General features: G+C 52.5%; 20 protein-coding genes. 19 read left to right on the top strand and 1 reads right to left on the bottom strand.

What is annotated here, in order from left to right; all coding sequences use genetic code 11:
• Window positions 1–143 precede the first annotated feature (143 nt).
• Window positions 144–1,133: a serine/threonine protein kinase gene (locus ACI48J_RS24430; protein ID WP_405080643.1), complete on the top strand. Its 990-nt coding sequence runs from the start codon at window positions 144–146 to the stop codon at window positions 1,131–1,133.
• Window positions 1,134–1,225: 92 nt separating this feature from the next.
• On the opposite strand, the gene ACI48J_RS24425 is transcribed toward ACI48J_RS24430, so the two are convergent.
• Window positions 1,226–3,280 carry a vWA domain-containing protein gene (locus tag ACI48J_RS24425; RefSeq protein ID WP_405080641.1) on the bottom strand — a complete coding sequence of 685 codons (2,055 nt, stop codon included), beginning with the start codon at window positions 3,278–3,280 and terminating at the stop codon, window positions 1,226–1,228.
• Window positions 3,281–3,711: 431 nt separating this feature from the next.
• Between ACI48J_RS24425 and ACI48J_RS24420 the strand changes: the two genes are divergently transcribed.
• From ACI48J_RS24420 to ACI48J_RS24335, 18 genes are all read left to right on the top strand, one after another.
• Complete coding sequence (locus ACI48J_RS24420; protein WP_326052195.1) at window positions 3,712–5,880, top strand: transcriptional regulator; 2,169 nt, start codon at window positions 3,712–3,714, stop codon at window positions 5,878–5,880.
• Between the two features lie 119 nt (window positions 5,881–5,999).
• Window positions 6,000–6,425: a hypothetical protein gene (locus tag ACI48J_RS24415; RefSeq protein WP_009675650.1), complete on the top strand. Its 426-nt coding sequence runs from the start codon at window positions 6,000–6,002 to the stop codon at window positions 6,423–6,425.
• Window positions 6,426–6,621: 196 nt separating this feature from the next.
• Window positions 6,622–7,053: a DnaJ domain-containing protein gene (locus ACI48J_RS24410; protein WP_326052196.1), complete on the top strand. Its 432-nt coding sequence runs from the start codon at window positions 6,622–6,624 to the stop codon at window positions 7,051–7,053.
• A 169-nt stretch (window positions 7,054–7,222) separates the two neighbouring features.
• Window positions 7,223–7,801, top strand: coding sequence for an FHA domain-containing protein (locus tag ACI48J_RS24405; RefSeq protein WP_405080639.1), 579 nt, complete (start codon window positions 7,223–7,225; stop codon window positions 7,799–7,801).
• Window positions 7,802–7,861: 60 nt separating this feature from the next.
• A complete protein-coding gene (locus ACI48J_RS24400) occupies window positions 7,862–8,398 on the top strand; it encodes an FHA domain-containing protein (RefSeq protein ID WP_326052198.1) in 537 nt (178 codons plus the stop codon).
• Complete coding sequence (locus ACI48J_RS24395) at window positions 8,398–9,243, top strand: PP2C family protein-serine/threonine phosphatase (protein WP_405080638.1); 846 nt, start codon at window positions 8,398–8,400, stop codon at window positions 9,241–9,243. The genes ACI48J_RS24400 and ACI48J_RS24395 overlap by 1 nt, the downstream gene beginning before the upstream one ends.
• A 47-nt stretch (window positions 9,244–9,290) precedes the next feature.
• Window positions 9,291–11,054 carry a serine/threonine protein phosphatase gene (locus ACI48J_RS24390; RefSeq protein WP_405080636.1) on the top strand — a complete coding sequence of 588 codons (1,764 nt, stop codon included), beginning with the start codon at window positions 9,291–9,293 and terminating at the stop codon, window positions 11,052–11,054.
• Window positions 11,051–12,337, top strand: coding sequence for a normocyte-binding protein (locus ACI48J_RS24385; protein ID WP_405080634.1), 1,287 nt, complete (start codon window positions 11,051–11,053; stop codon window positions 12,335–12,337). Before ACI48J_RS24390 ends, ACI48J_RS24385 begins: the two co-directional genes overlap by 4 nt.
• On the top strand, window positions 12,328–13,023 hold the full coding sequence (locus ACI48J_RS24380; protein WP_405080633.1) for an iron-dependent peroxidase: 696 nt from the start codon (window positions 12,328–12,330) through the stop codon (window positions 13,021–13,023). Before ACI48J_RS24385 ends, ACI48J_RS24380 begins: the two co-directional genes overlap by 10 nt.
• A 22-nt stretch (window positions 13,024–13,045) precedes the next feature.
• On the top strand, window positions 13,046–15,697 hold the full coding sequence (locus tag ACI48J_RS24375; RefSeq protein WP_405080631.1) for a molecular chaperone: 2,652 nt from the start codon (window positions 13,046–13,048) through the stop codon (window positions 15,695–15,697).
• A gap of 26 nt (window positions 15,698–15,723) precedes the next feature.
• Window positions 15,724–16,500 (top strand): DNA and RNA helicase, encoded by a 777-nt coding sequence (locus ACI48J_RS24370; protein ID WP_326052205.1) that lies wholly within the window; start codon window positions 15,724–15,726, stop codon window positions 16,498–16,500.
• 29 nt (window positions 16,501–16,529) lie between these two features.
• The gene (locus ACI48J_RS24365; protein ID WP_405080630.1) at window positions 16,530–17,129 is read left to right on the top strand and encodes a hypothetical protein; all 600 of its coding nucleotides are present in this window, start codon (window positions 16,530–16,532) and stop codon (window positions 17,127–17,129) included.
• Complete coding sequence (locus ACI48J_RS24360) at window positions 17,126–18,538, top strand: contractile injection system protein, VgrG/Pvc8 family (RefSeq protein ID WP_405080629.1); 1,413 nt, start codon at window positions 17,126–17,128, stop codon at window positions 18,536–18,538. The genes ACI48J_RS24365 and ACI48J_RS24360 overlap by 4 nt, the downstream gene beginning before the upstream one ends.
• A complete protein-coding gene (locus ACI48J_RS24355; protein ID WP_405080628.1) occupies window positions 18,535–19,170 on the top strand; it encodes a hypothetical protein in 636 nt (211 codons plus the stop codon). Before ACI48J_RS24360 ends, ACI48J_RS24355 begins: the two co-directional genes overlap by 4 nt.
• Window positions 19,167–19,715, top strand: coding sequence for a hypothetical protein (locus ACI48J_RS24350; RefSeq protein WP_405080626.1), 549 nt, complete (start codon window positions 19,167–19,169; stop codon window positions 19,713–19,715). The genes ACI48J_RS24355 and ACI48J_RS24350 overlap by 4 nt, the downstream gene beginning before the upstream one ends.
• Before the next feature lie 37 nt (window positions 19,716–19,752).
• Window positions 19,753–20,289 carry a hypothetical protein gene (locus tag ACI48J_RS24345; protein WP_405080625.1) on the top strand — a complete coding sequence of 179 codons (537 nt, stop codon included), beginning with the start codon at window positions 19,753–19,755 and terminating at the stop codon, window positions 20,287–20,289.
• Window positions 20,290–20,317: 28 nt separating this feature from the next.
• Complete coding sequence (locus tag ACI48J_RS24340; protein WP_405080623.1) at window positions 20,318–20,707, top strand: DUF4280 domain-containing protein; 390 nt, start codon at window positions 20,318–20,320, stop codon at window positions 20,705–20,707.
• A gap of 21 nt (window positions 20,708–20,728) precedes the next feature.
• Complete coding sequence (locus ACI48J_RS24335; protein ID WP_405080622.1) at window positions 20,729–23,452, top strand: contractile injection system protein, VgrG/Pvc8 family; 2,724 nt, start codon at window positions 20,729–20,731, stop codon at window positions 23,450–23,452.
• Window positions 23,453–23,468 lie beyond the last annotated feature (16 nt).

Here is a 23,468-nt window from a genome sequence, read left to right as displayed (position 1 = left end):
GCCTTTTTAGGCAGACAGCTCTTTTAACAAAATTAGTATTATCCAGATGGTGGGCTATATGTTAATATGAGCATATTATTTGAGACTTTATGGCATCGATTAGAATGCTGCCGTATTGGCAGGGGAGCGGGGAAGCGGGGAGTATGTCGGTAAGAATTGATTGCGGGCTGGCGTCGAAGACATTTCTTCACGGTGGAGCCTACCGGATTGGCAGAGTTCTTGCTTGCAGCGAGCTGTCCATTGTCTATGCGGCACGGGAAACCGGAACAGGCGAGGCGTGCGTCGTAAAAGAATTTTTTCCTAAAAGTTTGGCTTTGAGAGATGTGGACGGAAGGTCCGTGCTGTGCCGGACTCCTTCTTTAAGAAGCAAATACGAGACATTGAAGTCCGTCTTTTTGAATGAAGCGGTGATTCTGGGACGCTTGCGGCACCCGAACATTGTGAGGCTTACCGGACATGTGGAGGAAAACGGCACGGCCTATATCATTCTCGAACGATGCCGCGGAGTGTCGTTGGAACGCTGTATCCGTAAAAACCGTTTACGCTCGAAAAACCGGTTTTACGCGACAACGGTCCCGAGTCTCCTTGATGCTCTTGAGTATATTCATGAGCAGGGCGTGCTGCACCGCGATATCAAACCTTCCAATATTATCGTCGGCCCGGACGGTCAGGCTAAGCTGCTTGATTTCGGATCGGCCGTCCACTCGCTGAGTGAGGACAAGCCTATTTTTACATCGGCGGGATATTCTCCTTTGGAGTTTTATTCGGCCGCATCCCGCCAAGGTCCTTTCTCCGACCTGTACAGCACGGGTGCAACCCTGTATTACTGCCTGTGCGGAGAAGCGCCGGTTGAGGCTGGTCGGAGATTGTTCCATGACCCGGTTGAACAAGTTTTACGTAAGCGGGGCGGCAGAGTGACACCTTTGCTGTCCCGCCGCATTATAAACTGCTTGTCCATGGATGCGGGACAGAGGGGGAGCGTGCGGCGTTTGAGAACCGCGTTAAAAGCGGAGTCGCTTTTGTGGAAAGCGGTAGAGGGCTTACGTGCAAACTTTCGCCCGGGGCGAAATTCCCCGCCGGGAGATGCTGCCGCCTCCGGTAAGAAGAAGGATCTGGTTAAGTCAGATGTCTAGTTCTTCTTAACGCCCGCCTGGTTTTATCAATGAAAGACGATCCTTGTGACTCGCCGCCTGCTCCCGAATTTGTAGAAGCGCAAACCGTCCGGTTATGTCCGGACGGTCTGCGCTTCTTGTGTTTGCGGCCGGTAACTGGCCTTGACGGCTTTATAACGAAGCTCGATCTCCGTAACACCGTCTTCGAAAGTGATGTAGAGTTTATCCCCGTATTCCAGCTTGTCTTTCTGCTTCTTGCCCAGCGGAGACGAGCCTTTCTGCACCGCACAGCGTGTGCTGTGACGGAACAGGAGGCTGCCGTCTTTACGTGCCTCGAAGAAAATGCGGTCGGCCTCGGGCAGCGATTCGTTCACATTCAGGCTGTGGAACAGCTCTTGGAGACTGATGCTCCGCGTATCAAAAGAAGTCAACGGCCAGTATTTTACCGGGATGTCATTGCCGCTGGCGGTTTGCAGAAAGTAACCTTCCAGGCGTCCCGAGAATTTGGGTTTCGGACGAAGAGTGAAGTAAAGAATCGCGCCTAAGGCTGCCGCGGCCGCAGCTCCGAGCAGGACTTTCGTAATAAGTGTCCATATCGAAACGACGGTCACAGCCAGGGTTACCATTGCGCTCGCACCCTCTTCGTCGGTAGCCGTAACCTGCAGTTCGCTGTCTCCGGTATTCAGCGGGTTCAGGAGCAGGAAGCCGTCTTGGAATTTTGCTTCCACAGAATTCCGGCCGTCGCCAGCGGCAACGGAATACGTAAGTTTATCCCCGTTCGCGTCATGGAAATATTCCCCGAGGTCAATCTTCTGCTCGCCGTCCTCCCGGCTGATTTTGATCGTTCCGGGTTTCGCTTCAGGCGGAGTATTGAGCACTTTAAGCTCGGCCGTCGTGGTTTCCCGGTAAAAATCGGGAGCGGTCATGACGATTTTCCACGGATAAGTACCTGTTGCCGGGAAAATATGCGCAAGCTCGAAGCCGTTTCCTTCCTGCTTAAGCGGAAAACGCTCCTCTGTTTTCTTTTGCGGATCTGTCACGACTAGTTCCGTTTTCATAGAACCGTATAGGTCGGAATCCCCAAGAGGCTTGCCGTCGGGATGATATAGACGCGCCGTGAAGGGGGAGGCGACTCCCTTTTGCGCTTCCTCCGGTAGTTCGACCCCTGCTTGGAGCTTATAGCCGGCGAGGAGGTTCACCTTCACAAGATCGCCCGGCTTCCCCCGGAAAATAACCCGCATACTGCCCTTCTGGGGTTCGATCACCTTCATAAGCGTATAATTGTCCGACTTGTAAAGCCGCACATTTTTGGAGGTGGAGTAGACTTGCGCCTCTGTTAATGGATTCGGAGACAAAAGAATAAGGTTTGCCTCGCTTATGCTCGAGTTCGCAACGGGTACCGTTACTTCCTGAAGCTCGCCTGTTGCCGAGACGGCAGATACGGAAATAAGGGACGATTGCAGTTGTTTGGCGAAGATGAGATTGAAAATCTCCGGCAAATCATCCGCACTGCCCGCCATGAAGGAGGTGCCTCCGGTTTCGGCGGCAATGTTCTCCAGTTCCGATTTACGGGCGGACCCGTCCCGGTTTAATCCCACGGTATAAATCGGGATGCCGAGCTTTCTGGCGATGCCGATAGAGTCTTCAACGTCCCGGCCCGAAATGTCCGCGTTTCTGCCGCCCGGTTGCTTGCCGAAGTCGGTTCCCCCGTCGGACAGCAGAATAAGGAACGGTTTCCGGGCGGAATCGTAACCGGTTTCCATCAGCTCGGCCGCTTTGCGCAGACCAAGACCCATATCGGAATACCCGCGGCGTTTGATTCCGTCCAGTGTTGATTTCCAGGCGTTGGAGCGTTCGCTCGATCCGAAGTCCGAAAGCGGAAGCGAAGAGACAATTTTATCGTTGTAGGCCACGTAGCCGACCCGGGAATGGCCGGTTCCCTCGAGATCCATGAACATCTTGACGACTTCGGCGGCAATGCCGTCTTTGTCTGTTTCATTCATGGAAAAACTCGTATCCAGCACAAACATGGCATCGAGTCCTTGAGGGGTTTCCACTTTTGCGGCGGAAAGCGGCCGGGGATAAATCAACAGACCCGCAACCAGAGACATGAGCAGTGCGGCCTGGAGCCATTTTTTAGAGTGAATAAGCTTGCTGACGAGAGACATGACATCACCTTTTTGTAGAGATATCGCACTGTACTACGAATAAGTTACAAATAATTGGTAAAATTTCTTTTATTCCACAAAATAGTTCATCGGCTTTAGAAATAAAATTTGTTAGATCGTGGATAAAAAAAGTAAATTTTTATTTTTAACCTACGTTTTTACTTATATAAAAGGTGTTCTATCCCTATTTTCATAAATATTGACAAATTCAAACATCGATCATTATGATACTTCTAAAGTCACAAACCGGATATTTTTCCATTCTCGGATTGTGAAGTCATGTTTTTACATAAATAGTTCTTTATGACTACTACTTAATTAGAAGAAACTAGTTCAAAACTCACAGGAAGGAGGGGGCGGCAGGTTTACTGTTTCGCCATTACACAAGCCTTGCCTAAGGCCTTGATCGGGTAAACTTTCCGCCGACCGCTATGGACATTATCAATCAAACGAACCGAACGATGCTTTTTGAGGAAATTAATCCTGAGAAATTAGACCTAGTGACCATCGTAGGAGATGTCAAAGCCATTGACAGCTTGAGCGATGACAAAATCAAGGAAATTAACAGACATTTGCTTGTACGTAATTTCGATGAGTTTCTCGACAAATTTTCTCCCACGGTCTACTCCTTCTACAATGCGGCTAATCAGAAAGTGATGTACACGTTAAAGAAGCCGGAAGGATTGGCGGATGACGCCATCTCTGAAATCAGGATCGACCAGAACAACGACTTTCTTAAAATGCTCTTCACCCTGATCGACACCAAACGCAGCCAGGGTATCCCCAATGTGGATTTTAAATTCGAGAACTTGCTCGATATGATTTCCCCCAAAAAAGTGATGGACGATATCCGCCAGGTCCGGAAAGAAATCCATTATTTATACGGGCAGTACGAAAAGCTGGATGAAGGAGATCCGAAGAAATTCGATCTGGGCGACAAGCTCAACGGGATGTTCGAGGATGCGAGCAAGAATTACAACAACGTCATGGCGATGCTTCCGCTTGCTATCGAGGATATCAAAACCCGGCTTCTGCTCGGCAGCGCGCAAGAGGAGAATAAGTCGGAGGCTTTCCAGATCGGCATGCTGACGATCGGCAATAACGGCGAGCTCAAAATTATCGAGGCGCCGAAGAGCGGAAGCACGGAACTTATGCTGCTCGACGATAGCAGCTCTAACGAGCTCGTTTCCGTGTTCGAGGAAGATTACGAATCCATCACGGAAACGCCGTCGGGATATGTGAAAGATCTGGTTGTCCGCACGTTCTGCCCGCTTCCCGCTGTGCAGAGCACCGTGGATGTGGAGACGGAAGTACAGAACTACAACACCTATCTGGAATTCTACAAAAACGCCAAGGACGACTTCGTCAAAACGGTAAAACCTCTCGTTGAGAAAATACTGGGCGTCAAAATGTTTTTCGAACAGTACGCCACGAAGAACAAAGGCATGCAGCCTACTTTGCTCGTGACGAACAGCAAGCTGGACATGACGGTGAAGAGCAGCAATATTCCGCGTCTGGAGACCTATCTCAACACCGTCAACTCCAAGAACGATTTCAGCGATACGATCTGGTTCGGTATCGTCCCTTCCGTTGAACTCGAAACGGCCGGTAAAGTGAAAGTCAGCCGGGAGCGTTTCAAGGGCAACGAGAAGGTCATGAAGCCTGACGGAAACACGATGGAATCGCTGTCCATGCTGCTCCAAGTTCTCAAGGAGTATAAAGTACAGCTGTTCTTCAGCTTCGAATCGGGCGAAGATACCACCTTCAACAGCATGGCGACAGCTGGAATCGATAAATATATCGATAAATGCGGTGTGCTTGTCCGCAAAGAGTACAGCGAGTTTGCTGTCCCGTGCGTGCCGAACTTCACCATTATCCCGAAAGACAAATCGGGGGTGGTGATCGACAGCCGTATGCTGCATACCGAAGACGGAGCGCGTCTGTCCCAGGAGAAGGAAGACATTCTGAAGCTGTGGATCGAAGGCGTTTATATCGGCGCGAGTTACGTGGCGGCCGGTCTGGTATCCGCTTACCAGTGCCCGGAATATTTGCGGGAGCAGTTTAAGAGCGTCAGCAGAGACTATCCGGGCGTACGCTTCGATATCGAGGCGGGAGACCACAGTCTGAGGGCCGTATCCACTATGGCCAAGGAAATATCCGGCTTCACCAACAACATCAAGGATGCCATTAACCGCAAAAACTTCGGCTTCATTTTCTCTTCGGAGAATGCCCAGCTTCAGGACCGGGATATCAAACGAATTACCGTGTATAAGGCCCGCAGTCTTGCGATGGCGGAAGACGGATTCGATTCCATTTATAAAACATTGGTCAGCACTTACATAGAGCGGATTCTTCGTTTCCAGACCGGTGATTTCAAGCATGAGAATATCGTTAAATTTTTCAGCAACAATCCGAGCAGCCAGAAGAGCAAATGGCTCGGCACCCGGGGATTCGTAAACTCGATCATTCAGGATGGAGACGATATGAGCTACATCATCGACGACAAGAGCAACTTGTGCCATATCGATCTTGTGTTTAACGGCAACGTGAAGAACCTGGAAGTGACGATTACGAAGGGTACGTCGCCGGTCAAAGTATGATCGGTGCGCTAAAGCGTATGGTAAAGGCATGGTTTCCCATACCTGCCTTTATACATAAATCCCGTAAGCAATCCTTGCCGAAGGGAACCTTATCAACCAATTTCAAGGAGGTAATACAAATGGGTTTCAGACTTAAAGTAGAAGGCGCAGAAACATTCGAATTGGGCATGGATAATATTCAAACGGTAACTTACGATACCGACACGCCAAACGATTCCAATGCAAGATCGACCGATGTAGGGGCAACGCTCCGAATCTCGGGCAAAATTATTACGGCTACGGACGGGGACAGCGCGGATGACACGCTGAAGCTGGGTCTGTGGTCGCTGGTTCCGGCCGAGAAAGCGGACTGCTACAGAAAAGTGACGCTTGAAGTCATTGCGGCTGACCAAGTTGTCCGTAAGATTTATTTCCCGAATGCTTTCGTAGTGGACTACACCGAGAATTTCGGAGACACCGAAGGCGTTGGAAGTTTCAGCCTGTTTATTAAGCAGAAGAAGGACAAAACCGAATTCGCGAAAGTCGAAGGCGGCTACTCCGTATAAATTCCGGCCGTTCATCGGAACAGAATTTTAGAGGCGTTATGCCTCTTGAATTCTGTTCCGGAATTTTCCTACATGTAAAATGTATGCATCGGAAAGCGATCCTGATTGGCGAATAAACCTACCTCTACACCGCGGTCGTTTATTTTCGGAAGACCTTGGCAGAGGTTTATCTCATATGTGCAGGGACGAGGACAGAATGGATTATTACCAGGTGCTTGGCGTGGCAAGGAACGCTCCGCAAGCGGAGATCAAGAAGGCGTACAGGCTGCTGGCCAAGAAGCACCATCCGGACCTCAATCCGGGCAATCCGGATGCGGAGCGCAAGTTCAAGCAGATCTATGAAGCGTTCCAGACGCTGGAGGATGAAACGTCGCGTAACGCTTACGATCATAAGCTTGACGGGCAGGATCGGCGGGGTGGCGGCGGCAAGGGCTCGAATGAAAAAGCGGCAGGCAGCCGTGCCGGAGCGCAGCAGGCTGAATTTGATCCAAGCGACGTAAGAAAGAATTTTGAGCGCTTTTTCGGTTTTGCCGGCAAAGCCGGAGGCGGGGAAGCCAAACCATCTCAGAAAAATCCGATGGATACGACAGACCTCTTTAACCGGTTCTTCGATGCGAAGAAGAAGTAGTCTGCTTCGGTAACAACGCGTAAGCAAAGTCGGCTTGCGGGATGCCCCTCTGGTGAAGAAGCTGGCGGGTGCCAATGAAGCAGTAGGTTCCACTTCTACGGTGTACGGGATGTGTCGGGGACATCTTGCCGTCAGGAAGGGAATTTTTTTTGCGTTCCCGATGGCGTGAATGGTGTTACGCAATAATGCGAAGGACATGGGGGAAATCGGCGTGAAAGGCAGAAAATCCGGATGGATTACTCTACTAGACGTTCTCATTGCAGGACTGGCGGCAGCCGTCTTGATTTATGTCTATTTTATCAATACCGACAATACGCTGAAAATGTTCGTCAGTCTTCTGATGGCGATAGGGCTGTCCGTTCTGGGGTTCGTATACTACCGTATGCCGGTAGAAAGGCCGGAACGGGAGGCGATCGCGAAGCTTGTTCTGCTTAATGAGGACGGGGAAAGCGTGAAGGAGTGGTATATCCAGGGGGAAACGTCCTTGCTGATCGGCAAAAGCTCCGGTCAAAACGAGGTTGATATAGATCTGGCCGATGCCGAATACGCATCGCTGATCCAAAGCGAACATGCCGTGTTAAACCGCAGCGGCAGGGAGTGGTTTATTGAGGACGTCGATTCCGAAAGCGGTGTGGGCATCCAGAAAAGCGGCAGGGGTCCCAGAGATAAACAAGAAGTCGAGGAGCCTCACAAGCTGGATGTCGGAGATATTGTATACATAGCCAATACGAGGCTTTTGGTCAAATAAGGGGCAAGCGGAGAAGAAGCCGACAGCCGATCCGATAGGACAAACGGAGGAATGAACAGGATGAGTTTGACAAGATGCGCCAACGGACACATGTTCAGCACCAGAAAACATGGCAATACGTGCCCTTACTGCAGCGTTGTGGTCGAGCCGCCGGCTTCACGAGCCGAGGAATCAAGGCCGCAGAGAATGCAGGAAGACGATAAGACGATGCCGTTTCTGGGGGAGACGACCGGCATCGAACCGGTTGCGGGATGGCTGGTTTGCATCGAAGGGCCTCAAATGGGACAAGATTACCGCATCATGGCCGAGAAAAATTTCATTGGCCGTTCGGAAGAAATGCACATCCGGATTATCGGAGACAACGCGATTTCCAGACGGAACCATGCGGTCATTGTCTATGACCCGAAGAAGCGGAATTTTTACCTGCTGCCCGGAGATGCATCGGGACTGGCGTACCACAATAACGAGGCGGTCTATTCGCCGGTGGAATTAACCGCTTACGATCTGCTCCAGCTCGGGCGGAGCAAATTTGTTTTCATTCCGCTGTGCGGAGCGCATTTCGAGTGGAATAATACGGCCGCTGCGGGGATCGGCTAATGCCGGCGGGATCATATGGAACACCGTATCTCTTGGTCGGGGCCGCCATTCTCCTCATTTTGCTGATGCTGTATGTACGGAGCCGGCTGAATAAGCGGAAGCCTGAAGTGCCCGCGGTACGGATAGGGAACGGGCAGACCATCGGAGCCAGGAACGAGCAGGATGATTATTTCGCCAGCACCACGACGGTTATCGGAACTTTGGCCGTACTGGCAGATGGAATCAGCGGACTGGCGAACGGCAGAATGTGCAGTACCCTTGCGGTGTCCACGTTCCTGAAGGAGTTCTTGAATGTGGAGCATGTGCGGCACATCCCCTATTTTTTAAGCGAAACGGCTCGCCGGGTGAATTCCGAGATAGTGGAACAGCTTAGAGGGGCTCAGGGCGGTACGACTCTTGTGGCGGGAATCATCAACGGGGATAACCTGTATTGGGGCGCTGTCGGTGACAGCGTGATTCTGATTTTCCGGCAGGGGGAGTTTCTTCCCGTTAATCCTAAACATACGTATGAGAACGTACTGGAGCAGAAATATTTGTCGGGTGAGATTACAAAGGATGAAATGGCCGCGAACCCCAAGAGAAGACAGCTGGTTAACTACCTAGGGTATGAACAGTTTCAGAACATGGAAATCAGTGAGACGCCGTTCCGGCTAAAGACAGGGGACAAAATCATTTTCTGCAGCGACGGGGTGTATAACACGTTAACAGAGGTTGAAATGGAGCAAATCTTGACAGGCGGCAGCTCGCCGGAGGAATCCGCACAGGGCATGATCGATGCGATCGAAGCCAAGGGGCTTCATAAGCAGGATAATGCAACGGTCATCATTCTGGAGAAGGGCTGGTAGAGCCGGATGAAGGAAACCGGTTTGGACCAAAGGGAGCGGGGGGACGAATGAGAAAAGAAAACAGCGATTTCAAGACCGGTTTCGTTACCGAAGCGGGGACCTTTGTGCAGAACAGGGACTACTTTGCCTTTGTCGAGCTTGAAGATATGGCTTGCTGGGTGCTGGCGGACGGTCTTGATTCGGACAGCGAGGTAAACAGTGCGGAAATGGTTGTCCGCAGTATTTTGTCCCGCTTTTTGAATAAGCCCGCCTTGTCGGCCGCCCGGCTTAAACGATACATGCAGGAAGCCAGCGAGTGGCTGAATGAGGAAAGCCGCCGGGTCCGCCTTAAGGCGAGCGTGCTGATCGTCGTGACGGATTACACAAGAATCGTATGGGCCGTTGCGGGCAGCGCGCGATTGTATGTGATCCGGGGAGGCAGGCTCGTGGAACGGAGCCGCGATCAGAGCCTGGCCCAATCCTGGGCGGATGAAGAACGTATTCCGCTTGAAGCGGTGGACCGTCATGAAGAAAGGCATAACCTGCTGAATTATGCAGGCAAGCCGGATGTGTTCGAGCCGTACGTCTCTCCGAAATTCATGCTGGAAGACGGGGATGTGCTCTTGATGAGCACTCCGGGTATGTGGGAAAACGTCGCATCCGCCGAGATGGTGGACGCCGTCGAGGAAGCGAAAGGGCCGGCGGAGCTTACGGATCTGCTGGAAGAAGTTCTTCTGAGCAGGCAAAAGCGGATGGTTCCGAACTATACGGCGGCGGCTGTTTATGTCAATAAAGTCTACAAAGAAGTGAAGGGAAAAAAGCGGAAGTGGGCCAAACGGATCGCGTTGATTCTCATTCCTCTGCTGCTGGTCGGGGGCGGAGCTTATGTGTACATGGCCAAAGAAGCCGCACGTAAAGCGGAAGCGGCCCAGGGCATGCTGGAGCACGGCAAGAGCGGGGACGACTATGCGGCCGAGGGGGATTATGCCAAGGCGCTCAAGGAATACAGCGAAGCGCGAAGCGATTCCCAGAAGATCAAAGATAAGGTGCACACCGTGCTCTTTACCAAAAAACAACGTGCGGCCCAGTATATCGTGGACGGGGACACCTTCCTCAAGGAAGGGGACTACGATAAAGCCGCGGCGAGTTTTACTAAAGCCCAGTCCGAGATCAAAAATCAGGCTGATTTTAATCCTCAGCATCTGGAAGAGCGCATAGGGCGTGTCCAGGCTTATTCGGCTGTCATGAATACGGTCAAAGAAGGAGACCAGAAGTTTACCGCTCTCGATTACATAGGCGCTCTCGAGATTTACCAGAAAGCGAAGCAGGCATCCGCGGAAGCTTCGTTCCCGGACGGGGACAAGCTCATTAAGGGAAAGCTGGATGAGACTCAGGAAAAGATCGCCGGCCTTGAGAAAGAGACGAAGCTTCTTGAAGCGGACAAGCTGGACAAGAAGGGAGACCGCAGCATGGCCGCCCAGGACTACGCCGGGGCGATCGCGGCTTTTGCTTCGGCCCAGGAGATTTATCAGGAAATCAAGATGCTGGAGCGGGTGCTTGGCATGGAGAGGAAGATTACCAAAGCCGAGGAAAAGCAAAATCCCGTCCCGGCGGCACCGCCCCCAGCTTCTGCGGCTCAAGGGGGACAAGCTCTTCCGGGCCAAGGATCGGGAGATCATCCGTCCGGACCGAATCAGCTGGCTCAGCCGCAGACGCCACCCTCCGCAGGAGGACAATCTTCGCCTTCTTCGGCGGGAGCACCCGGGTCACCGACCGGCGGAGAAGGGCAGGCTCGGCCCGCTAAGGGCGAAGGAGGGAATTCCCCCGCATGAAGGATATTATTTTGGACCGGCTGAACAAAATGGAGGATTTGGAGCAGCGCCGTATGCTCAAGCAGTTGATGACGGGGCTTTTTCTGAATCTGGTGGACTATCAGGAGCAAATGAACCGGCAGCTGGAAAAGCGGGTTTTCGACGAGATTGAAGATTGGGAAGGGCGGTTTGATATTTATGCCAGCTTGTGTTCGCGGGATGAATGGGACCCTCTCCATGAATTTTTGTATCCCATGTGCCCGGAGGATGTGGAGAATACTTTGATTGATATGCTTCACGTCATCGAAGGGCTGAGGGACGGCAGAGAAGCGCGGCTGATCTCTCTGTTCCTGGAATGTGATTCCGTGCGGATCCGGGAACTGACGAAGAGCGGCAGGCTGTTCGACGGGCATCTCAAGACGCTTTCGGGAACTTATCCGATTAAAGTAGCACTCCGGCCTTGCGAGAAGTACATCAAAGAGATCGAGAATCTGTATCAGATATTCCTGAAAAACGGAATTCCATGGCGGACCATCAACCATCCGTTTGCCTATAAATTTATCGACGTCGTCTTGACGGAATGCGCCGGAATACCCGGGGAAGATGAGACCGTTACGGAAATTTCAGTGAATTTGGAAGAGTTCGAAGCTTACAAGCGAACAGACCGGATTCCGCTTTGGAATATGGAACGGCTTGAGATCAAGAACAGCGGATTTCCGGTCCCCGCTTCGGACAAGGTTAATTTCGAACATGTTCTGTCACTGAGAAAAACGGGGATGGAGCATGGGTATCTGGTGGACGGACACACGGACGATATCCGGTACATCAAACGATCCGGCGAAGAGCTGACGATCGTTTCTCCGCAAGAGAAAGCGGGAGTCTGGAACGTGTTGAAGGTTGTACAACCGGTTGATATCCAGATCGGGAGACTTCAATACGCACTTGTCTCAAACCGCTGCGCCAGCAGTTTTGTCGGCAAGTATGCACGAAAGCAGGCCGTGATTGTGCGCTCCAAAGGGGAAGTGGCGCGGATTGTGCATTCCCTTGAAGCTTCCGAATATTTGACGCTCGAGGATATCCGGATCGTGGACAAAGCGGATTCAACGGCAGTTACGTACGAAATGAATCCTTTCATCAGCGACCAGGTGCGGGCGTCAAGCGGCAGGGCCGCGCTGTGTCTGAGCTTTCGGCCCGGCCGTTCGTTCGGAAAGGATGAGTTTATAAGAAACGACTTCATGAGCTTTGTCGTGTCGGAGGTTCAAATGTACCTGCCCGAATACATATGCGAAGGGGTATGGGTTTGAATTACATATGGGATCTGTTGATCCGGGCCGAGCAGTGCGGTCTGGACAAGAAAGACATTCAATTCTCCGCCGCTTCCGTGTACTCCCCGTATATGGAACTGAGCCTGGAACATATGAACGCAAGTCAGGTCGAGAAACAGGTTGAAATTAATCCGTTCTATCGTTTTGACGAGATGTTCCGTGGGATGCTCGATATTAATTACACGGAGTACCCGGAATTCAGACGTGCCTTGTTCGATATTCTCATTCATTTTCTGGGCGAGATCGATCTGCTCCAGGGAATGAACAAAAGGGAATTTTACATCCGGTTTGTCCGCCGTGACATAGAAGCCGGGATTTTCGGGAACAAGGTACGGCGGAATTTTCAGAGTTGCGGCAAGGAGGAGCAGGATATTGTGGCGGCAAGCGTCCTGCAGACGGTTCAGACCGGGGATGCGCTTTTTACCTTGAAGCGGACAGCCCGCCTTTTGTTTCCCGGGTCCACTATTTATGCAAATTGCGAGGAGAAGAATGAGCTTCTCTTCTACATCAACCAGGAGGAGAGCGAGTCCGGCCGGGCCAAGATCAGCTTGCTGCTGGATCTGCTACTCCCCGTCCGTTTTCACACCGAGCTGTATTGGAACCGGCATTTCGGCATATTGGGCGTAGAAGAGACTATGCGGCTGGACCGCATTGCGATGTATTGACCAGCCGTGAAGGAGGACAACGATGAACGGATACTCATACAGGCTGTATCAACATCCGGAGGATAGAATGGCCGATCCGGGCGCCGTACGCTACAGCCGCGAGGAGCTGACGGAAATGACGACGTACCAGCTCCGGACCATTTGCAGTAAAGAGAAACTGATTGAAGGGTTTGCCAATACGCTGGACCGTGAAGGCTTCATCGCCACCATCCTCAAATACAGGGGGACGGAAGAACGCCTGTTGATCGAAAGCCCGGTTCCGGGCGGCGAAGAACGGCTGCAAACGGCAATCCGGCGCTATTTGCGTACGCCTTTAGGAGAGAGGGGCACCAAAGTACCGGCCAGAATCACGCTCTATGAGGGACTTCGTCTCGACGAGCGGGACGGCTGCAGGCTGGAGGGGGCTGCCGCTTTCTCGGGAACGAACGCCCTCCTTGTAAATGAGCAGATGGAGCTGTGCGGCATACTGAATGTGGTCGAAAGCGTATCGAAGCCAGGCACACTCTGTCTGACGAGGAACCGGGATGCCTATCTGAAGCGCTCGGCCAACCGCAACTACAGCCTGCTCTTCTTCAACCGGCACGACTCCGATTATCTGTACCGGATCTATCACCAGAACAAGCCCCTTCCCCCGGTTAATCTGCATTACTGCCGCCTGCCGGCAGCCGATCTGGAAATCCGGGAGCCGGAGCTGACGGAAGCCGTATTGGCCATTGATTTCGGCACCTCCAATACGACGGCGGGGGTTTATCTCGACGCTGCCTATGTTCAAACGCCATGCAGCCAAGACCTATTGAACGGAACGGTCCGGCTCGATGCGATTAACTACGCGGCGTTCCCCGATCCGGCCGCCCCGGACGGTCAATGGATCGAGCTTCTGCCGACGGTCGTCCGCGTGGCGGATTGTTCCGATCCTTTGAATCCCCGGTACCAGTTCGGACACGAAGCCCTCCTATACCGGAAGAAACTCGGATCCGGCACGCAGGCGACCGTATTTCACGGGATCAAACGGTGGGTGAACGATTACGCGAGATCCGAGGAAGTAAGCGATGCGAGCGGCAACAGCACGCACGTGCGCAGAAGCGATATTATCCGCGCCTACCTCGCGTATATTATCGAGACCGCCGAGCATCAGTTCAAATGCCGCTTCCGGAATCTGCACATGTCCAGCCCGGTCAAGCTCAAAGCCCAGTTTCTGGACATGTATACGGATATTTTGCCGGAATACCGCCTGGAAACGGAAGATTCGCTGGATGAAGGGATGGCGGTCCTTTATAACACGATCGCGGACCGCTTCCAGCAGAACCGTTTTGAAGACGGAGAAACCTACAAAGCTCTCGTTATCGATTGCGGCGGAGGCACGACGGACCTGTCTTCCTGCCGGTTCCGTATCGAGGACGGCCATATGTCTTACAGGCTTGACGTCCAGACGACGTATGAGAACGGCGACACCAACTTCGGGGGCAATAACCTGACTTACCGCATCATGCAGTACATGAAAATCGTGTTCGCCGAGTATTACAGCTGCGGAGAAACGGTGACGGACATCGACAATCTTATCGGGGTTCCGAGCGGAGACGTGTTCCGGCATGTCGATGAACTTGGGGTGGCGTCGGTATACGAACGGCTGGAAGAACGGTACAGGGAAGCGGAACTGCTGCTTCCTACCCGTTTTCGGGAGTATGGCAGCCATACCCGGGAGGACTACAACCGGGTTCGTAACAATTTTCATTTCCTGTGGGAAATGGCGGAGAACATGAAGACGGAGTTTTTCCGCAAAACCGGCATCTTGAGGAACCGGTTTCACTCCGGCAGCGGAGATGTCCGCGAGCACGATCTCAAAATCACGGGAGTGGACCGGTGGTATTTGTCCGTGCGTGAGCAGGGGAGGTTCAAGGACCGGTATGAATTCCCCGATGTGGTGTTCACTATTCAGGAAATTAACCATTTGATCAAAGCGGATATTTATGAAATTGTACGCAAGTTTCTGGAAGATTTCTACCAAAGCGGCGAGCTGCAGACTTACTCCATCATCAAGCTGACGGGCCAGTCCTGCCGGATCGATGTCTTCCGGGAAGCGCTGAAAGAATTTGTCCCTGGCAGAACCATTCAATTTACGCAAAAGGCAGGCGAAACCGATCGAGTACCGGATTTGAAGCTGGCTTGTCTGAGAGGCGCTATCCGTTATCTGGGGGACAAGAAGGCCGGAATCATCCAGACTCATGTGACGCATCAGGCCGCCGTTATCCCATACGCGGTCACGGCTTATACGCACAGCCGCAGCGAGAAGGTGCTGATCAGCACACTGGATCGCGTCAATACCGCGCAAGGCTCGATTTCCAGACCTTGGGGAGCCGCCGAGATCGAGTTCTGCCTCAAAGATATGAACGGGAAGCTCCGGCAGAAATATAGCTACCCGAGCCGGCCCGACAGTTTCCAACCCGTACTTTATGAAGACATCGCGGAGACATACGGCCGCAACATACCGCAGGACGAGACCGATTCCATCGTCAATGAAGAAGTGAAATTTTTCGTCTTCGGAGGGGGCCAAAATTGGGGGTTCCACGTCGTGCCGGTAGCGCGCCGCCAGGAACAGCTGTATTTGGGCGCCAAACGATTTTTTGCCTTTGAAAATGATCTGTCGGAAATTGATTTCTTCGACGGCTTGAAGTAAGAAGCGCGGACGAAAGGGGGGTGTTCATGTTTACCCGTACCTATCCGAATTTCGCCAAAGGGCGGATTTTGAAAACGGAGATGCTCGAAAATTTGAGGGATTACCCTCGCGAGCTGACGGATTTGTTTCTAAGGGATTATTCAGACGGTATCGTGGCCGGGACCGAAATCGGGGTTGGCGAAGACAGCCTGTGCATCGGACCCGGAATTATTAAGCACGGAGGGCTTATCTACACGCTGATTCGCGAGGTTGAGCTTCCCTACGAGGCTTCGGGACGGGAGACCGTATTGAAAATCCGGTTCCATCCTGCCGAAACCGAGGGCGATTTTACCGTCTGCCGGGCCGAGCTCTTGCTGGACGAGCACGTATCCGTCTCTTCCGGGGAACTGGAGCTGGCGCGGTTCAAGCTGAAGGAAGGAGCGAGGCTGCGCTCGGACTACCGCAATTTCGCGGACTTGGCGACCGAGTACAACACGCTTAACCGGCTTCATGCACAATATGCCGGCTTCCGGCAGAGTACGCTTCTTCCGGAGATCATGCGGCATTTTGCGGCTGAGATGTTGAAAAGCCGGGCAGCCGGCACCCAAGATTTCGCCTTCGCCATGCAGTGCCTGAATATGCGGCCCGTTGACCGGGAGGCGATTCTTCATTACTTGGCGGTACGGCTGGGCAGGGAATACAAAGCCTATACCAATGAACAGATCCACACCCATTTGTCCCGCATTCTGGAGGAAGCGGGGAGCGGAGGCCGGCCGGTACCGGGGGGAAGATTCGGGGCCCCTCAGCGGATGATCGTGGATTAATCCAGAAAGAAGAAAGGGCGGGAAGTGCCGTGGCGTTTTCGGACGAGAAGATTATTGCGATGCTGAACAAGATGGAAGAATCCCAAAAAACAAACACCATTGAAGAAGGGCCTGTGCGGATCGGACAACGTTATTACGAGTTTGAGCGGCAGGCTTTTTACGATGACAAGCTTCTGGTATTTATCCCGAAAGATTTCACAGACATGCCCGAAGCGATAAGTGCTATCAAATATCCTCATTCCCAGCGGCCGGAAACGATCAAAACCAATGAAGACGGCAGCATCAATATTACGCTTAACCGGATCGATCAAGACCTGGAGGAGGGATGGGTCGAGGAACTGACTCAGGGGATGAAAACGATCCTTAAAAAAGTGAATCCCTCCAACGTGTTTTTTACGGACGGTATCGAGGAAATCCACGGAAAACAGGTCGGCTATTTCGAGTTCAAGAGTCCGGCGCTGGATGCTTTTCTCTATAATCTGATGTTTTTTCTGGAACTGGGAGGCAAGACCCTTATGGGAACTTTCAGCTGCAAATACGACGAGTATGAGGCCTGGAGGGACGTAGCTTTTCAGATCGTGCGGGCCGTCCGGGTCGTTCAAGTCGAGGAAGGGGCGGATCCGGCATGAGCCAAACGGTGTTTTCATTGGCCGACATTTCCGTTGCGCCGTACAAATTCGAGAGGATTATGGATCTCCATCTGGAGAAAGCAGTCAATGAGCATGCCAAGCTGACGATCAGCGGGATCGTTCCGGAAGAGATGCTGGACCGGTACGTGGAGCAGGCCGATGAGAATGAACAGATTGCCGTTTCGGTGCGTGACGGAGAGCGTACGACGGTCGTTTTTCAAGGGATCGTAACGAATATGGCCGTAAAGGCCGTACACAATGTCCGCACTCTAACCATCGAAGCCCAAAGCTCGACACTGTTGATGGATATCCGGAAGGTCACCCGTTCTTTTCAAAATAAGCAGATGACCTATCGCGGGCTGTTAGACCGCATCGCGGGTTCTTATCCGAATTCGGATGTAGTCGTGGAGGCTGCCGGAGGAACAAGCATTGGCGGACTGGTCGTCCAATACAAGGAAACGGACTGGGAATTCGCCAGGAGACTGGCTTCCCGTCTGCATCTGCCTCTGATTCCGCTTTGTTCCCAGAAGGGCATGAAATGCTATGTCGGCGTGCCGGACCTGGGAGAGCCCCATAAGCTCGACGCCTACAACTACAGCATCCGCAAAAATTTGAAGGACTTCAAGCGGAAGTCGGAGAACGGCGTCTCCGGCATCGACGAACAGAACAGCATCAGCTACGAGGTCAGCAGCAGCGCGATTTTGGAGCTGGGCAGTCCGGTTGCGTTTCAGCGGAGAAAGCTGTATGTATACCGTGCCAGCACGCGGATGGAAGGCGGCACGCTGACCAGCCGGTATGAATTAAGAGACAAGCAGGGCTTCAGCTGCCCGACTTTGTATGCCTATAAGCTGGCCGGAACCTCCCTGTTCGGGTCGATTAAGGACGTATCCAAAGACAAGGTGAAGGTCAAGCTTCATATCGACGGGAAATCATCTTCCGATGAAGCCTTGTGGTTCCCGTACTCGACGGTCTATTCGTCTCCCGACGGCAGCGGCTGGTACTGCATGCCCGAGGTCGGGGACGAGGTCCGGCTGTACTTCCCGGACGAGCAGGAGAAGAATGCTTATGCCGCCAGTTCCGTGGATACCGATTCCTCCGATCCCCAGAAGCGCAGCGATCCCTCGGTTAAGAGCATCAGCACCAAATACGGCAAGCAAATTGTATTCAAGCCCGGCTCCGTTGAAATTATCGGCAGCGGCAGCCTCTTGATGCGGCTTACCGACGACGGCGGAATCGAGATCAACAGCCACAAAAAAATATCCATATCGGCGATGGAAGACATCGAGATTACCGGGGGCGGCAAGGTGCTCATTCAAGGGGAAGAAGGCATTGACCTGAAGCAGGCCGACGCAAGCCTGAGCATCATGGATGAGGTCAAAATCAGCGGCGCCAAGGTTAACATCGAATGAGCGGACGGATGGATAAAGAGGCGGCGCTGGAGGACTTCCTGGAGAAGCATATATTCGGCAAGTGGCAGGAAGATCTGATGACGGTCGATGCCGTCTATCAAGAACACCGGCAGCGCATAGAAGAGGAGTTTCTTGCCGCTTTCGAAGCGGTTTGCGGACAAGCGGCCGAGCTTCAAGCCAGAGGATGTAAGGGAACTATCCGGTACATTTATTTTTCCCTTATGCGGACAAGCGTAATGGAGAACAGCCCTTGTTACCGGATTGAGGCCTACGATGAGAACTGGTTGACGGATACGGCGGATTGCCGCTCGGAGTGGAGGGCGGATTTTATATTTACTCCGTTATTCCGGCGCATGGAAGAGCTGGAGGAGACGAAGAAATCTTATGCAAGGCGTGTCACTTCCGCAGATCTGGACCGGATCAAGCAGATCGAAGCCGTGAAATATCATCTGCTGACCGTGGAATTCATGAGGAATATGGTGCCGCAGCTTCTTGCTTGCAAGAGCTATCGACAGATGAACAAGGTTCCGGAAATCGCCTTACTGGCCGGTGAATACCGGGATGAGTGCCAGCTTCTGCACGGTTCGCTGGAATCGCAAAGCGGCGCGAGCGGGGAGGCTCTCAGCGGATGATGGATTACTTTGTGCTGAAGCAGGACGAGCGCTGCACGGACGCGCCGGTTCTTCTTGATGTGAGAAGCCGGATCGATCTCCGGGATATTCGTCCGGATAGAGCGCACCGGATTGCCGACACCGTTGTGATGCAGGTAAAGTCGACCCCGGAAACCGAGTACCCGGATGTGCTGGACGGGCAGTTGTATCTGATCTCCGACCGGCTGAAACGAATCGCGGCCGCCTATGAGCCGGATCTGCCGGTCAAGCTCATTCCCTTGATGGACAGGGTCCAGCGGAAGCAGAGCAATTACTATCTGCCTCTCTTTGAAGAGGCGGAGGTATTGAGCCCCTCCAGCGAGCTCAACCGGGACGGAACCGTGATCAAGAAGCTGGTCCTTCAGAGAAGCAAGCTGGCGGGACGCAAAATTTTCAAGATCAAAGAAAGCGCCAAGCCGCTGATCATCGTCCGTCTGGATGTGGCCGAAAGCCTGCTGCGAAGAGATTTCGCCGGAATCCGGCTAGAGCGCGCGGCGGTTGAAGAGGATACGGAAAACTTGGGATAACCGAAAATTATTCATAGAAAGCGGGAAATTTGGGACCATGTATATCTCAATTGTAAGAAAAATGACAGAAAAAATGCTCAATCCCATGTTCGGACCCGCGAAAAGAAACTCCGCAGGAGACCTGAAACTAGTCAGATTGGGAATGTTTCGCTGGCTGGTGAGCCTTGGTTTCTTATGTGCGGTAAGTGCTCTGCTTCTGATGCCGTCTATGGAAATGGATGCGGAAGAAAGCGGGCAGTTCATAGCGATTATCGGGGCGTGTGCGTTCATTCTCGGATTCTTTGCTATTTTCCTGCTGTTGTCTAAAACGATCGTGACCGATCATGAAGTACGTTCTCATAGCTGGTTCGCAAGTAAAACGATCTCCTTTTCGGATATTGAGAAGGTCGGCTACTCCCGTTTTTTCGGCGGCCGCTTTATTTTGCAGGGGACGAGCCAAGCCATCAAGATTCCCCTAATGAGCGTGGGGTCCGCGGAATTTGTGGACAAGCTGAGCGAGAAGCTCGGCAGGGAACGGGCCGGGGCGGCTGTAGAGGCCTTAGCCAAGCAAAAACTACAGATAGAACGGTTATAAACCATGTTGACCGAGGAGGCGGCACGTCATGACAGGACCCCGGTATGTGGTCAGGGGAGCGTACATCCAATGCCAGTACGGAACTCATAAAAGGCACATCAATCTGCCTAACAGCCACGGCTCTTACGTGAACGAGAAACCTATGATGAACGAAGAGGATTTTAAGCCGGATAACATTTCCCATTTCGGCATTTGCACAAGTCCGCTCAATCAGAGCGGAGAAACGATTTATTTGATCAGCGAGAGCGGGGAGACCATCTCCGGGAAACCGTGTCTGCCGTCTATTTTGGCCAAATGGACCCACTCCAAAGAAACTACAAAGGTGGCCGGCAAACCGGCCTTAACGACAGACTCCGAGCTGCACTGCGAGTTACAGGGAGTCATTAAATTCTTAAACGACGGACAGCATGACAATTAATCCGATCGGAGCTGACGGAGTATGATAGGGTACGACCAAATCAGAGTAACATCTCCCTACCGGATGAAGCGGATTGATCATGTGGAGATTACCTGGAAGCCGGGCGAGCATGGGCGGATGAAACTGCGCGGCATCGTGGATGATGCGGATCATGTCGGCGCGGTACTCGAAGCTTCCTTAAAGGATGAAATACAAGTAGTTGAAAACGGCGAAGATGGGGAAGAGCCTATCTTCAAAGGTTTAATCACGGACGTTCAGGCCGCGTTTACCCAGGGTGTGTACACCCTCGAAATCGAGGCGATGGCCGGCAGCTATCTGCTGGATGTCCGCAGGAAACGGCGTTCTTTTCAGCAGGCGGATATGGATTATCCCGCTCTGATTGCCGCCATTCTGGCGGATTATCCCGGCCACGATGTCATTTGCGAAGCGGGTGCGGGCGTGCCTATCGGCGCTCCGGTTATCCAGTACGATGAGACGGATTGGGATCTGCTTAAGCGGCTGGCGAGCCGTTTTCACACGGTGCTGATCAGCGATATTTGGAGCGTTCAGCCCAAATTCAGTTTCGGCATCCCGAAGCTCAAAAGCCGTACGCTGCCTTCCGATACATCCTATAAAGCCTTTAAGGATTTGCTGGCGTATCAGAAAGCGGGCGGCAGCGGAGCGGGGCTGCACGATACGGATTTTTTCGGCTATGAGTTCGAAAGCGGCATCCGCTATGCCATAGGGGAAGAGCTTCGCTTCAAGGACAAACCGATGCGGGTCAGCGAGGCATCCGGCCGCCTGGAAGCGGGACAGCTGAAATACACGTACCGTCTTTCACGTCTGGAAGGCATGTACCAGCCGAGCCTGCATAACGACAAGCTGACCGGTATCTCGCTGGAGGGCAAAGTGCTCGACGTGAAAGGGGAGCTCGTCAAGCTTCACCTGACGATCGACAAGGAGCAGCCGAAAGCCTCGGCTCACTGGTTCGCTTTTGCGCCGCCGACGGGCAATGCAATGTACTGCATGCCGAAGGCCGGCACCGATGCGAGCCTGTATTTGCCCGACGACAGCTGCAGCAATGCGAAGGTGCTCGACTGCGTGCGCAAGAACGGAGACAGCTGCGCCAAAACGGGTAATCCGAGCAACCGGTATTTCGGCACGGAACACGGAAGCGAAGTCGAGCTGACGCCGACGGCCGTCAACGTGGCAGGCGGCAGCAAAGAGCCGCTGAAGCTGAGCTTCGACGATGCAAGCGGCGTCACCATCACGAGCCACAAGAAGCTGACGCTGAATGCCGGAGAGGACATCTCGCTGTATACGCCCAAAAGGATCGTGATCAAGGCGACGAGCCAGTTGATGGCGAAGAAGCTGGCGGCGCAGAGCGGATTTGCGATTGAAGGCGAGTACCACTTCCTCAGCGAGAACGTACTTGCGGAGGGAAGGGACCAAACCGCGTATCCGCCGTACAACGATGAGCCGCAGAAGGGGACGCCGCCACCCCCGCCACCTCCGCCGCCGGAGAAGAAGTTCAGTTGGGGAGGCTTGCTTATGGCCGCTGTTGCAGTTGTGGCGGTCGTGGCCGTCGTGGCTGTATCCGTTGCAACCTTCGGTGTAGGAGCTGTTCTTGTAGGCGCAGCGATAGGTGCTGCTATTGGAGCAGTCGGAGCAATAGCAAGTACTGCTGCTTCCGATATTGCTAAAGGCGAGTTCAGTGGCGTTGGCGATTACCTCTTTAATGCCTTAAAGGGAGCTACAATAGGAGCTGTATGCGGTGCGATATTCGGTCCCTTTGGAAGCCTTGGGGGAGCCGGTGGGTCGCTATTGCCACAGACTGGCGGACAGGTCGCGCAGAGGCTTGGAGCCATGCTATTTATAGGCGGTGTAGACAATTATACAAGCTATATGGCATCTGAACTTATGGAGGGCCGGGAGCCAACCTTAGCAGGAGGTATGGGCGCATTTAAAGACGGGGTCCTGTTTGGAGGTATTTTTGCAGCGGCTGGACCAGCTGTTAAGTGGGTGAAAGATGGTGCTCTTTCAGTTGGAACAAAATTGTACCTAAAGATGGGCGATCTGGCCCAAGCAGGAAGTAATCTCGGGAAAAAGTATTTGCAAGAAGCCAAGAGTTATATAGATGGACTCAGCGGCATTTCGTTTGGACAGAGACAACCAGCGTTAGTTGGCATCGGCTCAACACCCAATATTCAATTATCCAAAGCAGAACAAGGTCCAAAACCTTATTATTCGGACACACACGAAAATTACAAGGCCTACATGAAGGAAACGCAGGATAAGGCGGCGAAAGAAGCAACAGGCATTAAGTCTGAGGGGCCGGGTGAAGAGAAGAAAAACATAACTGGTGAAACTAGCAGCACTAAAACCGGTAAGAAAGTCCATAAGCAAACGGCAGATGAGCGTCGTGCTAGTGGCGATTACGATTTGGTTAATGAACCTTTAAAAGATAAAGATGGAAGAACAATTGAAGTACCAAAAAGAATAGACAAGCAGGGCAGACCTTCGAAGAAAACTCAAAAAGCTATACCCGATGCTGTACAAGGACCACCAAAAGGAAATATCATTGATGATAAGCCACTAGGTAGACCAATTTCTAAAGACAAACAAGAAATAAGAAGGTTTATTGATGCGTATAAGATCAAGTATGGTGAACCACCTAAACAGATAATAATAGAACGATATGATCCAAAAACAGGAGCTCCAGCTGGTCGTGAAACCTATGATCCTAATGATTTTAAGATCCCATAAAGTATAGGAGGAACTT

It is taken from the genome of Paenibacillus chitinolyticus (assembly GCF_045038035.1).
In the GTDB taxonomy this organism is placed as follows: Bacteria; Bacillota; Bacilli; order Paenibacillales; family NBRC-103111; genus Paenibacillus_F; species Paenibacillus_F chitinolyticus_A.
Note: the sequence above shows the minus strand (reverse complement) of the source record. Positions and strands in the feature narration are given on the sequence as shown.

Excerpts from the sequence above, each read along its gene's own strand:
- ACI48J_RS24395 (WP_405080638.1), top strand. The coding sequence starts at position 8,398 with ATGCCGGCGGGATCATATGGAACACCGTATCTCTTGGTCGGGGCCGCC.
- ACI48J_RS24390 (WP_405080636.1), top strand. The coding sequence starts at position 9,291 with ATGAGAAAAGAAAACAGCGATTTCAAGACCGGTTTCGTTACCGAAGCG.
- ACI48J_RS24410 (WP_326052196.1), top strand. The coding sequence starts at position 6,622 with ATGGATTATTACCAGGTGCTTGGCGTGGCAAGGAACGCTCCGCAAGCG.
- ACI48J_RS24385 (WP_405080634.1), top strand. The coding sequence starts at position 11,051 with ATGAAGGATATTATTTTGGACCGGCTGAACAAAATGGAGGATTTGGAG.
- ACI48J_RS24335 (WP_405080622.1), top strand. The coding sequence starts at position 20,729 with ATGATAGGGTACGACCAAATCAGAGTAACATCTCCCTACCGGATGAAG.
- ACI48J_RS24370 (WP_326052205.1), top strand. The coding sequence starts at position 15,724 with ATGTTTACCCGTACCTATCCGAATTTCGCCAAAGGGCGGATTTTGAAA.
- ACI48J_RS24400 (WP_326052198.1), top strand. The coding sequence starts at position 7,862 with ATGAGTTTGACAAGATGCGCCAACGGACACATGTTCAGCACCAGAAAA.
- ACI48J_RS24360 (WP_405080629.1), top strand. The coding sequence starts at position 17,126 with ATGAGCCAAACGGTGTTTTCATTGGCCGACATTTCCGTTGCGCCGTAC.
- ACI48J_RS24340 (WP_405080623.1), top strand. The coding sequence starts at position 20,318 with ATGACAGGACCCCGGTATGTGGTCAGGGGAGCGTACATCCAATGCCAG.
- ACI48J_RS24425 (WP_405080641.1), bottom strand. The coding sequence starts at position 3,280 with ATGTCTCTCGTCAGCAAGCTTATTCACTCTAAAAAATGGCTCCAGGCC.
- ACI48J_RS24380 (WP_405080633.1), top strand. The coding sequence starts at position 12,328 with ATGGGTTTGAATTACATATGGGATCTGTTGATCCGGGCCGAGCAGTGC.
- ACI48J_RS24355 (WP_405080628.1), top strand. The coding sequence starts at position 18,535 with ATGAGCGGACGGATGGATAAAGAGGCGGCGCTGGAGGACTTCCTGGAG.
- ACI48J_RS24350 (WP_405080626.1), top strand. The coding sequence starts at position 19,167 with ATGATGGATTACTTTGTGCTGAAGCAGGACGAGCGCTGCACGGACGCG.
- ACI48J_RS24375 (WP_405080631.1), top strand. The coding sequence starts at position 13,046 with ATGAACGGATACTCATACAGGCTGTATCAACATCCGGAGGATAGAATG.
- ACI48J_RS24430 (WP_405080643.1), top strand. The coding sequence starts at position 144 with ATGTCGGTAAGAATTGATTGCGGGCTGGCGTCGAAGACATTTCTTCAC.
- ACI48J_RS24345 (WP_405080625.1), top strand. The coding sequence starts at position 19,753 with ATGTATATCTCAATTGTAAGAAAAATGACAGAAAAAATGCTCAATCCC.
- ACI48J_RS24405 (WP_405080639.1), top strand. The coding sequence starts at position 7,223 with ATGGTGTTACGCAATAATGCGAAGGACATGGGGGAAATCGGCGTGAAA.
- ACI48J_RS24415 (WP_009675650.1), top strand. The coding sequence starts at position 6,000 with ATGGGTTTCAGACTTAAAGTAGAAGGCGCAGAAACATTCGAATTGGGC.
- ACI48J_RS24420 (WP_326052195.1), top strand. The coding sequence starts at position 3,712 with ATGGACATTATCAATCAAACGAACCGAACGATGCTTTTTGAGGAAATT.